Below are 14,317 nucleotides of genomic sequence, written 5' to 3' on the forward strand. Positions count from 1 at the left end.
TGACGTTCTCCGGCTTTCAGAGCGCGCGGTACACATAAAACCACGTCAATCGACGAGGTTTTATGCACTTTCTGCATATTTCTACGACTGCAGGGGTTTCACCGGAATACAGATGTCGACGATATGCACCCGCCCCAGCCGAAAATTCTGTGCGAGGTGCTTTTCTGCTTTCGATTTCGTAGATTTCGGTCAAATGAACATTTGATTCCGCACGACCATCTCTTATGGTCGCCACCCATTCCACACGAAGAAAATGCATGGATAATGTGCGCATATTGCTGATTGAAGATAACCGTCTGCTCCAGGAAGGGATTGCGGCGATGCTGGACAGTGTCGAGGGGTTTGGCGTCATCGCACGTTCGGAAGATGGTGATGCCATCGAGCAGCTGAAGAAGCTGAGCACGCTGCCCGATATCGTGCTCCTCGACCTCGGACTGGAGAAAATGGATAGTTTGGATCTCATGGCCATTATCCAGAAGGAAATTCCAAAGTGCAGGATCATCGCGATGGAAATTCTCGCTGAGAATGTGGACATCGTGGAATTCGTGCGGGCCGGCGGCCACGGGTTCATCCTGAAAAATGCACCCACGAGTGAATGGATCCGTACGATACGCGCCGTCGCCTCGGGAGAGAAGGTCCTTCCACCCGCGATGACACACTCCCTCTTCATGCAGATCGCTCTCAACACGGTGGAGAAGGTTCATGCCTTGCCAAAGGATGCGGTCCGGCTTACGCCGAGGGAACTGGAAGTGGTGAAGCTGATTTCAGAAGGTCTGAGCAACAAGGAAATCGCAGAAACCCTTCACATCGCGACCTATACCGTCAAGAGTCACGTCCACAACATCCTGGAAAAATTGGCCCTGAGTACCCGCCTGCAGATCGCGGCCTATACGCACAGTCGAAATTCCTGATTCCTGCCTTCCGCAGCCACCCCCCCCTCACGCCTCCAACCCATTCTTGACCGCAGTGGAAGCACCGTGATCACTCGAAGGATCTACGTCAGGATCCATTCGTTTGGGCGATTGCGCCTACGGTGGTTTATGTCTACTATAGAAGTGCAACAGCAACACTCCTAGCAGAGGCTGCCGGAAGGTGTGATCGCCCTGAGAAAAGGGCGGAAGACAGGTCCCGACGTCACCTCCCGGTCAGGCAAAACGAATATTACTCCTGTGTCAACGCATGGTGGACCGGTGGGTGAAGCGGCCCGCAGTTTTCATGGTGTGGACCGAGTGTCGTCGTCACGAACACACAGCCGCGTCATGCTCGACCGAAGCACCGTCCATGCGCCATGCCACCAGCGACGCAAGAACGCTTCCCACTCGGAAGACCTGATGCGGATATCGTACCCACGGACCATTCATCAATACTTGAAGGCCCCCCAATGGCTGCACGCAGAATACTCGGAATACTCATCTTTTTTCTTGCTTTCGGCCAGGCAGTGTATGCCGGAGAAGGCGGAGAGATCAGCAAGTATTTCAACGACGCCTCTCGCGAGGTGAAAGCGACGGACGATCCTGTTCAAAAACGCGATATTCTCATGAACTCGCTGCAGAAGATGAACAGTGCGCTTGAGATGATCGAGAACACCGGTCTCGCCGGCAACAATGATCGTACCGCGGCAATGCGTCTGCGGACGACGCTTCAGGAGAAACAGGACGAATTGATGGGCGAGAATTCTTTCGAAAGGGTTTCGGACGCCCAGCTCAATGCATTTTCCGACTATGTCGTTCAGGATATGCAGCAGGCTGATCAATACGTCACGCTCAGTCTCGTGACAATCCTGCTCATCGTCATCCTCCTGGTGCTCATTCTTTAGGAATCCCGTTCAGGGTATCGCGATGAAACATGCGCAGAAACGAACAATCACGAGTGTCACGCGCCGATTTCAGACTCAAGCAGGGATTATTGCGTGCGTGGCGCTCGGGGTTGCTCTTTCCGCGTGCAGTGGTATGCCAACGGATTTCATCACGGCTGCCGACAAGAACCTGAAGGCAGCGCCGCCGCGCTCCTCGATGGTATTCATCATCCATGGCGACGCCGACTATACGTATCACACCCCGGACGGACAGGAGCGGCAAGCAGATAGACGAACACTGCAGGGCGCACGCAACGTGGCTCGCCAGAACAAGGAAGCCGAAGTGTACATTTTCCATCAGCGTCCTGCGCAGTACCGGTTTTTCGTTGTTCCCATCCCCGACGGCGAGTTCCTGCTGTACCGCAACGGTGCGATCGTCCAACGGGATACCTACTGGCGTGGTGACGGATCCTCCCGCTTCGATGCGGAGGTGGAACTCTACCGGCAATTTCCCACGGAATGCCAGACGAATCCTGCGCGTTTCTTTTTCTACTTCGGTCACGAAATTTCCGAATTCGACGGCGCGGGATATGATGAATCGCACCCTGAACGCACTTGCAATGTCCGTGAATTCTCCGAAGGTCTGAGAAAATTCACGGGAGATTCGCTGAAATTCGATCTCCTCGTCCTCTCCACATGCTTTGGTGGAACGCCCTACACCATCGGTGCGCTCGGACCCTACACACGCACCGTGGTGGCATCGCCGGATAATCTTCACCTGTCCTACTTCGATCTTCAGGCGTTCGCGCGCCTCGGTGAATTGGCACCGGACAATGATATCCCGCGATTTGCAGCTTCGTACGCGCGACACACGTTCAACCGACTGGCACAGGAAGTACAAACGGCGGTGACCGTCGCCGTGTACGACATGCATCGCAGCAGGGACTACCTGAGCACAGTCGAACGTCTGTATGCGAGGCGGCTTTCCGAATTGCAGGACTCCCCTCCGGGTTCCGTCGAGTACGTCGACTGCAGCGAAGAGAAGGCATTTGTGCTTCCGGGCATGCGCGACGGAGTCACTATCCTGTTCCGCCCCGCCATCTTCGGCCGATCCAAAAGCACACGCATCCATTCCGGCTGGCAGTGCTGCCGGGCGGTACAACCTCCAGACACGATTTGCAGCGACTCCAGTGAAAAGCGAGATATGAAATGATGAACCTGAGCATACACTATTACATCCTCTCACTCAGCAGTGCCAAAACCAGGCTGTACGAGGGATTCCGGGACGAACTCATCGATATTCAGAACACGGAATTCCCGATATACGCATTGAACGGGGGTGTGCCCAAATTCGCGCTCGAGATGACGGATCTGCAGCTGCACGATTTTCTGCATGAGACGGATAACCATTTTGCGCACTATTTCAAGCAGGACCCCCTCCGCATGATGCTCGTGGGTCCGACACGCCATCTCGAGATTTTCAAGTCGCTGACGGCCCACAATGAAAACCTCATCGGTACGGTGAAGGGGGATTACACCACGACCTCGCCGCACGACCTCGGGAAAATCGTCTGGCCCATCGTGAAGCTGGCACTCGCCGGCACAACCAACAACGCATTACATGCGCTCGCCGTCGCGGAGAAAACAAATGACGTCATCTCCGGCATCGATGATATATGGGATTCTGACCTGAGCTATCCGGGAGCCACGTTGTTCGTGGAGGACGATTATCGCAGGAAGGCGGAGGGAAAGCTGGGACAAAACGGAAACCAGCTCATCACCTCCGAGGGAATCTGGGAGATATTCAACGATGTGGTGGATATCATTATCGAAAAAGTTCTCATCGCCGGCGGCTCAATCGTTTTCATGGACAGCAACTCCCTGATCAATCTCCAGCGCATCGCATTGATTCAGCGCCCCTGATCGTTCCTGCTCCACGATCGTCTCTGCATCCCACAGATCCACCGCCCTCTGAAGATTGAGTCAGAACTCCGCGGAGTTTCCGAAGAGGCGTGACAGGCGTAATGCCATTGAGGGACTGACTGCCCGCCGCTCCCGCAGCAGTTCGTTCACCGTCTGTCGCGCAACACCGATAGCGGCAGCGTGCTGCGCCACAGAGAGGTGGTATTCCGGGAGGACGTCCTCACGAAGAATTGCACCGGGATGGGTAGGACGTCGTGCACGCCGGGGGGGGGTTCTATCCTAGCCATGATTCACCTAATGATAATCCGTGATTTAAGCATTCTTAAAAATATGAGAAATCCCCGACACATGTGTACGAGCATCACCGCCCCGGGAGAATCCGGGGAGCTGTACGTGAGATGTTCGCTGGTAACAGATTTGATAGTATGCACGTTTTGTATATTTCTATGACTAAAGGGGTTTCACCGGGATACAGATGTCGACGATATGCACCCGTCCCCGTAACGGTGACCATATCGAAAAAACGCCCCGCAACAACTTCGCGTTGCTGCGGGGCGGGATAACCGGGTGGAAACGTGGGCGGGGTCAGGCCTGCTCGGTTTCCTTGACGGCGGTGTAGATGTCGAACTCGGGCGGTGTTTCCATGTGCTTCTTGACGGCGCAGAGGGAAGCAGACTTGATCAGTGCGTCGTGATATTTTTCGGGGAATTCGGGGGGAACGCTGATTTCCAGGTGCACTTTCGAGACCATGCGGCGCACGGGATCGAATTCGAGGCGCTGCGTCAGCTCGATGCCCTCGGTGGGGAGTCCACGCTGCTGGCAGAAGCCGAGCACGTAGATGCCCGCGCAGGTGCCCAGCGAGGCCAGGAAGAGGTCGAACGGGGCCGGCGCCGTGCCATCACCACCGCCGAAGGCGGGCTGATCGGTGCTGATGCGGAAGCCGTTGTACAGCGCGTCCACTTTTTTGTTGCCGGGAAATACTATTTTCATGTCCATGACGATTTCAATGCTGTTGATGGCACATACAATGTTCTGTCATATATGATGAATGCAGCCGGAGAAAGATTCAAGGACCACGGTGTCTGGATTCTTTTCTCCCAGCAATGTAGGTTTACAGTCGGAAGTGGCAAATCGCCGCGATTTTCCCATCAGATGCATCCCACCGCATGCCCACGGCCAAACTGAAGACAAAACTGCAGATTTCCTTCCTGCTGATCGGATTTATCTCCATCGTGATCACGGGATGGCAGGCCTATGTCAGTGCGCGCACGGCGCTCGAAGAGGTGACCTTTCAGCGGCTGACGGCCATACGGGAATCCAAGCGCCGTCAGATCGAATATTATTTCGAACGCGTGCGAAGCGACGTCATCAACCGGTCGAGCGATCCGGAAGCGCTGGCGATGTCGCGGAAGCTGATCGCCGCCTTTCGTCCCCTCGCCTCCTCCCCCGCCCTCCGCAGTGCCGTCTACCGTCATGCGCGGAAAAGCGGGGAAACGGAGTCCGTCCCGCAGAACCTGCGCCGCTACCTGCGCAGCATGCACGATGCCGACGCGATGTTCCTTCCCTACCTCGAGCAGGAAGGATATTACGATGTCTTCATTGTAGACGCCGAGAGCGGGGATATCGTCTATACGGTCAAGCGGGAGGCGGATTTCGCCACCAATCTGCACAGCGGACCCTATCGCGCCACGAATTTCGCGCAGGTGTTCCGGGATGCGGCGGCGGCGAATGACAGGCAGTATGCACGGTTTGTGGATTTCGAGCCGTATGCGCCCTCGGCCGACGCCCCGGCTTCTTTCGTTGCCTCACCGGTGATGCATGAGGGACGCGCGGTGGCAGTGATGATTTTCCAGCTGTCCATCGACGACATCAACGCGGTGATGACAGAGCACGGAAACTGGGAGCGGGAAGGACTCGGTGAAAGCGGGGAAACCTATATCGTGGGGACGGACTACCGCATGCGCAATGACAGCCGTTTCTTCATCGAACAGCCGAAGGCCTATCTCGCCATGCTGCGCGACCTGGGCACGGACGAGGATGTGCTGCAGTCCATTCGCACGCATCGCACCTCCGTTCTGCTGCAGGACGTCCATACCGAGGCCACGCAGGCCGCACTGCGCGGAAAAACCGATACGCGCATCGTACGCGATTACCGCGGCATGCGTGTACTCAGTTCTTTCACTCCCCTGCATATCGCCGACCTGCACTGGGTGCTGCTTTCCGAGATCGATGAAAAAGAAGCGTTTCGCTCTGTCTATGAGCTGCGCGAGCAGCTGATACTGAGCGGACTCATCATCCTGCTCTTCGCCGTCAGCCTGGGCTTTATCATCTCGCAGACAATCTCGCGTCCCATTCGCGGACTCACCCACGTTGCCGAACAGTTCGGACGCGGAGAACTCAGCAGCCGCGCCGATGTGAGGACGCAGGACGAAATCGGCATCCTTGCGTCCACCTTCAACACCATGGCCGATAAAATCAAATTCCACACCGACAGACTGGAGGATGAAATCGGAGAACGCCGTCGTGCGGAGGAGCGCCTGCAGCGTTCGCAGGAGCAGTTCCGCAATCTCTCGCGCCATCTGCAGAGCGTGCGCGAGGAAGAACGCAAGGGCGTGGCAAGGGAAATCCATGATGAACTCGGCCAGCGGCTGACTTCCCTCAAACTGCATCTTGCGCTGCTGCAGGAAGACGTGCCCGAAGGGGAGGGCGTGATGCGGGGACGCTTCTCAGCCATGCTTGATGATATCGACGCGACAATTCAATCCGTCAAGCGCATCATTTCGCAGCTGCGTCCCGGACTGCTCGATGATCTCGGACTCTCGGCTGCCATCGAATGGCAGACCGAAGAATTCCAGCGGCACAGCGGCATACGCTGTCAGCTGCAGATCACTCCGCCCGAGCTTTCCCTCGACCCCGACCGTGCAACTGCGGTTTTTCGTATTTTCCAGGAGACGCTCACCAACGTCGCGCGGCACAGCGGCGCCGGCACGGTGCAGATCGACCTCGTGGCGGAAGAGGATGAAGTGCATCTGCAGATTCGCGACGACGGACGCGGGATCAGTCCCGCCGAACTCGAGAACCCCTCTTCCTTCGGCCTGATCGGTATCCGCGAACGCGCCCACTACTTCGGCGGTGAGGTCACCATCACCGGTTCGCCGGAAAAGGGCACCGTCGTTTCGGTGCACATTCCCCTGGCAGCACAGGAGTCGTAGCAAATGATCAAGATTCTCATCGCTGACGATCATGTACTTTTTCGTGAGGGACTCAAGCAGATTCTCGGCAAGCATCGCGAGTTGCGCGTCATTGACGAAGCAGGCAGCGGCACCGAAGCCACGCAGAAAATCCTCCACAGCAGCTGCGATGTGGTCATCCTCGACATCTCCATGCCCGGGCGCAGCGGACTCGACATCCTCGCCGAAATCCGCAAGGTCAAACCCGATCTGCCCGTACTCATCGTCAGCATGCATCCAGAAGACCAGTACGCCGTGCGCGTGCTCCGTGCCGGGGCATCGGGCTACCTGACCAAGGAAAGCGCCGCGTCCGAACTGATCACCGCCATTCACAAAATCGCCTCGGGGGGACGCTACATCAGCGCCAGCGTGGCAGAGCGCCTGGCAGACGCCATCGAAAACGACCGTGACGAAGCACCCCACCACACCCTCTCCAACCGTGAATTCCAGGTTATGCGCATGCTGGCCGCGGGCAAGACGCTGAAGGAAATCGCCGAAGACCTCATCCTCAGCGAAAAAACCATCACCACCTACCGCGCACGCATCCTCGAAAAAATGGACCTCCGCAACAACGTCGAACTCTCCCATTACGCCATCAAGCACGATCTGCTGGATTGACATCCCGGTAGGGATTTCCCTACATGGGTGCGTGAAAAGTCCCTACGGGAGAATCGGACGGCGACTATTTTTCCCCTCCCCCGAACATCCTAGTTTCAGAGCAACTACTCTTCTGTGTCCGCCCCCCCTCGCTCGCGGATGCAGTTTCCCACACCATTATTCTGGAGCTTGCCATGTTTGATACGGGGAATACCGGCTTCATGCTGGTCGCTACGAGCCTCGTCATGCTCATGACTCCGGGTCTTGCCTTTTTCTATGGCGGACTCGTCGGACGCAAAAATGTCCTTTCCATCATGATTCAAAGTTTCGTGTCCATGGGCATCACGACGGTGCTGTGGTTCGCGGTCGGGTACTCGCTGTGTTTCAGCGGTGACATCGGCGGCATCATCGGGAATCTCGACCATGCTTTCCTCGCCGGCATTTCTGTCGACGAAGTGTTCGGCAGCGGTACGAACAACATTCCCCTCATGGTTTTCATCGCCTATCAGATGATGTTCGCCATCATCACCCCGGCGCTGATCACTGGTGCCTTCACCAACCGCGTGACCTTCAAGGCCTACATCATTTTCCTCGTCGTCTGGCTGCTCTTCGTGTACTTCCCGTTCGTACACATGGTCTGGGGCGGTGGAATGCTCGCGCAATGGGGCGTGCTTGATTTCGCAGGCGGTATTGTCGTGCACGCCATCGCAGGTATGGCCGCGCTCGCCTCGGTATTCTTCGTCGGGAAACGCAAGGTCGCGGAAAGCGGTCCCCACAGTATCCCGCTCGTCGCGCTGGGTACCGGACTGCTGTGGTTCGGCTGGTACGGTTTCAACGCCGGAAGTGAGCTGCAGGTCGATCAGATCACCGCGCTTGCTTTCCTGAACACGGACGTCGCCGCATCCTTCGCCGGTGTGACCTGGCTCATCCTGGCATGGACCATCGAGAAAAAGCCCAAATTCGTCGGACTGCTCACCGGCGCCGTGGCCGGACTCGCCACCATTACTCCCGCGGCCGGCTTCGTTTCCACCAGCAGCGCCGTCATCATCGGTATCGCATCCGGCTTCGTCTGCTACTTCGCGGTTGCGCTGAAAAATAAACTGAAATGGGATGACGCGCTCGACGTCTGGGGCGTCCACGGTGTCGGCGGTATTCTCGGGACCATCGCACTCGGACTCTTCGGCAGCACGGCTGTCAACGCAGCGGGTGCGGACGGATTGCTTTTCGGTGGCGCAGACTTTTTCTTCAAGGAAGTCGTTGCCGTGGTCGGCGCTTCCATCTACGCATTTGCCTTTACCTGGGTCGCACTGAAAGTGATCAACCTGATTACACCGGTTCGCACCTCCGACCTGGAAGAAGCGAGCCTGGATGAGTCCCTTCATGGTGAAACAGCATATATCGAGGGTATTTAATGAAGAACATTCTCTTTTCCTCCCTGCTCGCTCTGTTGATACTCGGCGGCGCCACACAGCTGTCGGCGCAGGATACGCCCTGGTATCAGAACGTGGACATGCACGGCTACGTGTCCTCCTCGTTCAACTACAACATGAACAAGCCGCACTCGGGCATGAACGCGTTTCGCATCTTTGATCAGACGCACAATACGTTCAACTTCGATGTGTTTCAGCTCAGGCTGCAGCACGACGCCGAGAAAGCCGGCGACGCGGGCTTCCGCTTCGACCTGATCACCGGCGCCCTGCCGCAGTACACCGCGTCAAGCGGACTGTTCGGCGGTCAGAACATCGACGTGCTTCAGGCCTATGCCACGTATATCGTGCCGCTGGGTGACGGACTGACCATCGACGCAGGTAAGTTCCTGACGCACATGGGCTATGAGCTGATCGAAGGCTACGACGGCTATAACGACAACATGAGCCGCTCGTTCTGCTTCGGTTATGCCATTCCCTTCGCCCACACGGGCGTGCGCGCAAGCTACGGTTTCAGTGACATGGTCTCGGCCATGGTCATGGTTGCCAACGGCTGGGACAATGCCGTGGAGAACAACAAGAACAAGACTGTGGGCGCGCAGCTGGCGCTCACACCGAATGATGATATCTTCTTCGCCGTCAATGGCATTTACGGTGCGGAAGGCGACAGCGACAACAGCAACAATACCTCCGTCATCGATATCGTGGGTACGTGGTCGATCACCGACATGATCAGCCTCGGCGTGAATGTCGATCTCGGCAGCATGGACGCCCCGGCACTCGAGGATGAGAGCGCATCGTGGACCGGTTTCGCCGGCTACCTGCGTTTTGATCTCGCCGACAAGTTCGCAATCGCACTTCGCGGCGAGCAGTTCGACGATGCCGACGGCATGCGCACCGGCGTGAAGCAGAAGCTCACCGAGTTTACCATCACACCGGAATATCGTCCCACCGACAATTTCGTTTTCCGTATGGACTTCCGTATGGACAGCTCCGATCAGAACGTCTTTGAAGACGGTGAGGAAATGACGGACAGTCAGACCACCATCGGATTCAACGTGATTTATCTCTTCTGATATCCTCCTTCCTTCAGAGAGAAATCGGGCGTCCATCCCTGCATGCGGGATGGACGCTTTTTATTTACCGCCGGAAAAGCCGATTTTTTACTTTCCCGCATTCACACCAGCGCTCTCGATACCATGCGTACTTTTCTCCTGACTTTCTTCCTTCTGACCACAACCGTCTCCCTGCACGCGCAGGAAAACCTGCTGCAAAGCGCGCTCGACGGATTCGGACTCGATTCCTCCACCGTCGGGTATCGTCCCCTCTCGACCTGGAACGCCGCCACGCGCAGCGATCCCTTCCGGCTGCATTACTTTGACGATCTGCTGGCGCGTCCCCTGAAAATCCCGTCCTTCACGCAGGACATCCTCTGGCGCTACCGCATCTGGGCAACGGGCGACAGCAGTAATTTCCCACGCGCAACACTCGCGCGGATACGTCCCCTCTCGGCCATGGTCATGAATTCGGCGCGCAATCTCGGACTCGACGTCGGCAAATACGGCTACGATTACGAACCGAAGATCCATGGCGAGCAGCCCCTCGTCGAAGCCATAGCCGGGATGTATGCCGATATGGGACGCGACATGGGTGACAACATTGTGTACGCTCTGCCGACGCAGCATTGGACGGACATCCGCGGACGCGTGGAGAAAGCTGTCGCACCTCTGCCCCGGCCGCTGCGCGCATCCCTCGCGCGCATCCTGGAAGCGATACGCGAGGCGCGGCGCTGGCGCGAGAATTCCCTCCGCGCAATTCCACGGGATCAGTGGCAGCACATTTTCTTCAGCACTACGCTGGAAGAATCGCAGTGCGACGCGCACACCTTCGACCAGGTCGTGTACGACGCGGCCGTGGCGTTCGACACGAAATCCGCCGCCTGGGGCGGCATGCTGCTCGCGCAGGCGGTGGAGAAGGAAGTCCCGGTGCTGCTCGCGTATGCAGAAAGTGCATATGCACTGGATATTCCCACGCCCATGGGACGCATACTGCTTGCGGGCAGCGGAGACGATACCCATGCGGCGCAGGACTGTGCGCTGCTCGTTGATCTGGGCGGGAGCGACCGGTACTTCGGCAGTGTCGGTGCCAGCAGCGACCGCCTGCCGGTTTCCGTCGCGCTGGATCTCGCGGGCGATGATGAGTATCTGAGTCCACACGAGAAAAATCCCTCACAGGGCGCGGGCGTTCTGGGCATCGGCATGCTGCTCGATCTCGCGGGCAACGACCGCTATGAAGCACATTCCTTCACCCAGGGCTGTGGCCGCTTCGGTATCGGCGTGCAGTACGACGCCGAAGGGGACGACGAGTATTTCAGCCAGGGCTTCAGCCAGGGCGCGGGCCTGTACGGCATCGGTGTGCTGCTCGATCGCGCGGGAAACGACGATTATCACACCGTCTATTATGCGCAGGGGTACGGCTTCGCCGGTGGCTGCGGACTGCTGCTCGATGTGACGGGCGACGACAGCTACATCGCCGATGATACGGATCTGACGCATGTGGGCGATGAGACACCGAAGCACAACGAGAGCGACGCGCAGGGATATGGCGCGGGAAGGCGTGGAGATCATACCGACGGACACAATATGTCGGGTGGACTCGGCATCCTCGACGATCTCGACGGCAACGACACATACTCCGCCGGGGTGTTCGCGCAGGGTTCGGGCTACTGGTTCGGTTATGGTATACTCAACGACGAGCGTGGCGACGACAGCTATCGGGGCGTGTTTTTCAATCTCGGCGCAGCGGCGCATTTTGCCATCGGCGTGCTCTTTGACAATGAAGGAAATGATCGGTCGGATCTCGTGATGACACTGGGCTTCGGTACCGCGCATGACGGTTCGGCGGCGTTTTATGTCGACGGCAACGGTGATGACGAGTACACGATGTCCAACGGCGACGACCGCGCCGTCAGCCTGGGCAGTTCACTGAATAATTCCTTCTCGCTGTTCGCGAACATCCGCGGCAACGACCGCTACGCGCCCGTCGGCAATACCATGGGATATGCCATGGCACGTCGTCCGGGTGAGCAGGCGCAGTACGGTCCCACTACCGGACTCTTTTTCGACATCGGCGGAGACGACGAGTATCTCGCGGGTCCGGGCAAGGAAGACAGCCGCTGGGTGAAGCACAATGACCGCGGACTCGGTCTCTACGGCTTCGGTGTGGATATCGATGCCGGGCTCATCCGCTTCGAGCGGGAATAAATCTCGTTATGCGGGTACCACCGCGATGCTGCCGCGGCGCTGCCGCGTGCAGGTTTTCCCGGCGTGCCGGATTTTCGTAAACTTGAAGATTGCAATTGTTGAATACTTATAGTGTGGCGGACCGCAGGACATGGCAAAGAATCAGCAGAATACCCTGGAAAAAATCGTTTCCCTCGCCAAGCGGCGCGGCTTCATCTTTCAGTCGTCAGAGATTTATGGCGGACTGAATGGCTGCTGGGACTACGGTCCACTCGGCGTCGAACTGCTCCGCAACGTGAAGGATGCATGGTGGAAGTTCATGACGTACCGCGATGACGTGGTGGGACTGGACGCGTCCATTCTCATGCACCCGCGCGTGTGGGAAGCTTCGGGACATGTCGAGAACTTCACCGATCCGATGGTCGACTGCAAGCAGTGCAAGAGCCGCTACCGCCTCGACGTGCTGTATGAGGGATACAATGAAAAGCGCCGCAAGAAGATCGCGGACGCATACGCCGAGCTGCTCGCCGCGAAGGGTGAGGATGCCGAGGCGTTCAAATCCACTCCGCGCGAAGAGCAGATGCAGGTCTCGGGCGACGCCCTGGTTGACGATGCGGCTGTGTTCGAGCACATGAACGAGAAGCAGCTGCTGGTCTGCGCCAGCTGCGGCGGCACGGGCACCTTCACGCTGCCCCGTAAATTCAACCTCATGTTCAAGACTTTCGTGGGTCCGGTCGAAGACAGCAACAACGTCGTCTTCATCCGTCCCGAAACAGCCCAGGGCATTTTCGTGAACTTCCCGAACGTTTCACAGTCCGTGCGCCAGAAACTCCCCTTCGGCATCGCGCAGATCGGCAAAGCCTTCCGCAACGAGATCAACACCAAGAACTTCCTCTTCCGCACCCGCGAGTTCGAGCAGATGGAAATGCAGTTCTTCGTCAAGCCGGGTGCCGACGACCAGTGGTTCGATACCTGGCGCGACCTGCGCATGCAGTGGTACATGGATCTCGGGATGTCGCCTGACAAGCTGCGCCTGAAGCCGCATGCAGACGACAAGCTAGCGCATTACGCCAAGGCCGCGGTGGACGTGGAGTACGCCTTCCCCTTCGGCTGGGGTGAAATCGAAGGGATTCACAACCGCACCAACTATGACCTCAGTCGTCACCAGGAGTATTCCGGCAAGAGCATGGAATACTACGACCAGGAAGCCGACGAGAAATACGTGCCGTTCGTGATTGAAACCTCGGCAGGCGCCAGCCGCTCGCTGATGGCTTTCCTCGTCGACGCCTACCAGGAAGAAGAACTCGAGAAGGAAACACGCACCGTGTTGCGTTTCCATCCCCGCCTCGCACCGTTCAAGGCCGCCGTGCTGCCGCTGGTCAACCGCGACGGCATGGATGAAATCGGCACGAAGCTCTACCACGACCTGCAGAAGCAGTTCAAGGTGTTCTACGATGACAGCGGTTCGGTGGGACGACGCTATCGCCGCCAGGACGAAATCGGTACGCCGTACTGCATCACTGTCGATTCCCAGACGCTGGAGGACCAGACGGTCACCGTACGCGACCGCGACTCAATGGAGCAGGAACGCGTAGCGATGGATGGCCTGCAGGCATACCTCGCCGCCAAGCTCGCCGAATGAACGCACATTGAAGATTGGTGATTGTATGCAAGAAGGGTCCCTCTCAGGGACCCTTCTTCAATGTAATTATGCATAAACTGCATATTTTCTCGCGCAGGAATATGCAGTTTCTGCATATTTCAACTTATTCCATCTTCGCTTCACGCTCTAATCGTGCGCGCAATGTATCCGCGGTTTCGCGTGCGAGCGAGGCGAGCTCGGGGTGCTCGTTTACATAGGCTTCTGCTTTTTCGAGCCGCCGTTCGGCGAGGATGCGCGAGAGTTTCACGCCATAATCCATCTTGTCGTTCATGAACATCTGCAGTTCCGCTTCCGGCGGCAGCTGATCCGCCTGGAAATCGTCGGATTCGGGAGCAGGGCGGAGAAAAATAACAGCACCGAGAATGAGGACGGAAGCGACGCTGACTATGAGAAAGAGATTTTTGGATATACGCATGACTGAAACTCGCACCGTGTTCTGA

13 protein-coding genes are annotated in these 14,317 nt (G+C 57.4%); 10 read left to right on the top strand and 3 right to left on the bottom strand.

The genetic code is table 11. The annotated features are described in order from the left end of the window. Nucleotides 1–257: 257 nt before the first annotated feature. From KQI65_01220 to KQI65_01235, 4 genes are all read left to right on the top strand, one after another. A complete protein-coding gene (locus tag KQI65_01220; GenBank protein ID MCB2203340.1) occupies nt 258–911 on the top strand; it encodes a response regulator transcription factor in 654 nt (217 codons plus the stop codon). A 470-nt stretch (nt 912–1,381) separates the two neighbouring features. After that, nucleotides 1,382–1,816 carry a hypothetical protein gene (locus KQI65_01225; GenBank protein ID MCB2203341.1) on the top strand — a complete coding sequence of 145 codons (435 nt, stop codon included), beginning with the start codon at nt 1,382–1,384 and terminating at the stop codon, nt 1,814–1,816. A 133-nt stretch (nt 1,817–1,949) separates the two neighbouring features. After that, entirely contained in the window at nt 1,950–3,008 is a 1,059-nt protein-coding gene (locus tag KQI65_01230; protein ID MCB2203342.1) for a hypothetical protein, read from the top strand. After that, nucleotides 3,005–3,718 carry a hypothetical protein gene (locus tag KQI65_01235; protein MCB2203343.1) on the top strand — a complete coding sequence of 238 codons (714 nt, stop codon included), beginning with the start codon at nt 3,005–3,007 and terminating at the stop codon, nt 3,716–3,718. The genes KQI65_01230 and KQI65_01235 overlap by 4 nt, the downstream gene beginning before the upstream one ends. Nucleotides 3,719–3,778: 60 nt before the next feature. Here KQI65_01235 and KQI65_01240 read toward each other — a convergent pair whose 3' ends face one another. Continuing rightward, nucleotides 3,779–3,949 carry a HigA family addiction module antidote protein gene (locus KQI65_01240; GenBank protein ID MCB2203344.1) on the bottom strand — a complete coding sequence of 57 codons (171 nt, stop codon included), beginning with the start codon at nt 3,947–3,949 and terminating at the stop codon, nt 3,779–3,781. Nucleotides 3,950–4,303: 354 nt separating this feature from the next. After that, a complete protein-coding gene (locus KQI65_01245) occupies nt 4,304–4,714 on the bottom strand; it encodes an OsmC family protein (GenBank protein ID MCB2203345.1) in 411 nt (136 codons plus the stop codon). Between the two features lie 170 nt (nt 4,715–4,884). Here KQI65_01245 and KQI65_01250 point away from each other — a divergent pair, with 170 nt between their 5' ends. The 6 genes from KQI65_01250 to KQI65_01275 all read left to right on the top strand — a co-directional run bounded on the left by KQI65_01250 (nt 4,885) and on the right by KQI65_01275 (nt 13,856). After that, nucleotides 4,885–6,930 (top strand): HAMP domain-containing protein, encoded by a 2,046-nt coding sequence (locus KQI65_01250; GenBank protein MCB2203346.1) that lies wholly within the window; start codon nt 4,885–4,887, stop codon nt 6,928–6,930. 3 nt (nt 6,931–6,933) lie between these two features. Then, nucleotides 6,934–7,566, top strand: a complete 633-nt coding sequence (locus KQI65_01255; protein MCB2203347.1) for a response regulator transcription factor — start codon at nt 6,934–6,936, stop codon at nt 7,564–7,566. A 173-nt stretch (nt 7,567–7,739) separates the two neighbouring features. After that, complete coding sequence (locus tag KQI65_01260; GenBank protein MCB2203348.1) at nt 7,740–8,957, top strand: ammonium transporter; 1,218 nt, start codon at nt 7,740–7,742, stop codon at nt 8,955–8,957. Continuing rightward, on the top strand, nt 8,957–10,048 hold the full coding sequence (locus tag KQI65_01265) for a porin (protein ID MCB2203349.1): 1,092 nt from the start codon (nt 8,957–8,959) through the stop codon (nt 10,046–10,048). Before KQI65_01260 ends, KQI65_01265 begins: the two co-directional genes overlap by 1 nt. Nucleotides 10,049–10,171: 123 nt before the next feature. Next, nucleotides 10,172–12,235: a hypothetical protein gene (locus tag KQI65_01270; protein MCB2203350.1), complete on the top strand. Its 2,064-nt coding sequence runs from the start codon at nt 10,172–10,174 to the stop codon at nt 12,233–12,235. Nucleotides 12,236–12,365: 130 nt separating this feature from the next. After that, nucleotides 12,366–13,856: a glycine--tRNA ligase gene (locus KQI65_01275; GenBank protein ID MCB2203351.1), complete on the top strand. Its 1,491-nt coding sequence runs from the start codon at nt 12,366–12,368 to the stop codon at nt 13,854–13,856. 124 nt (nt 13,857–13,980) lie between these two features. Here KQI65_01275 and KQI65_01280 read toward each other — a convergent pair whose 3' ends face one another. Beyond that, nucleotides 13,981–14,292, bottom strand: coding sequence for a hypothetical protein (locus tag KQI65_01280; GenBank protein ID MCB2203352.1), 312 nt, complete (start codon nt 14,290–14,292; stop codon nt 13,981–13,983). Nucleotides 14,293–14,317 lie beyond the last annotated feature (25 nt).

It is taken from the genome of bacterium, from assembly GCA_020444325.1.
GTDB lineage: Bacteria > Bacteroidota > Ignavibacteria > SZUA-365 > SZUA-365 > BM516.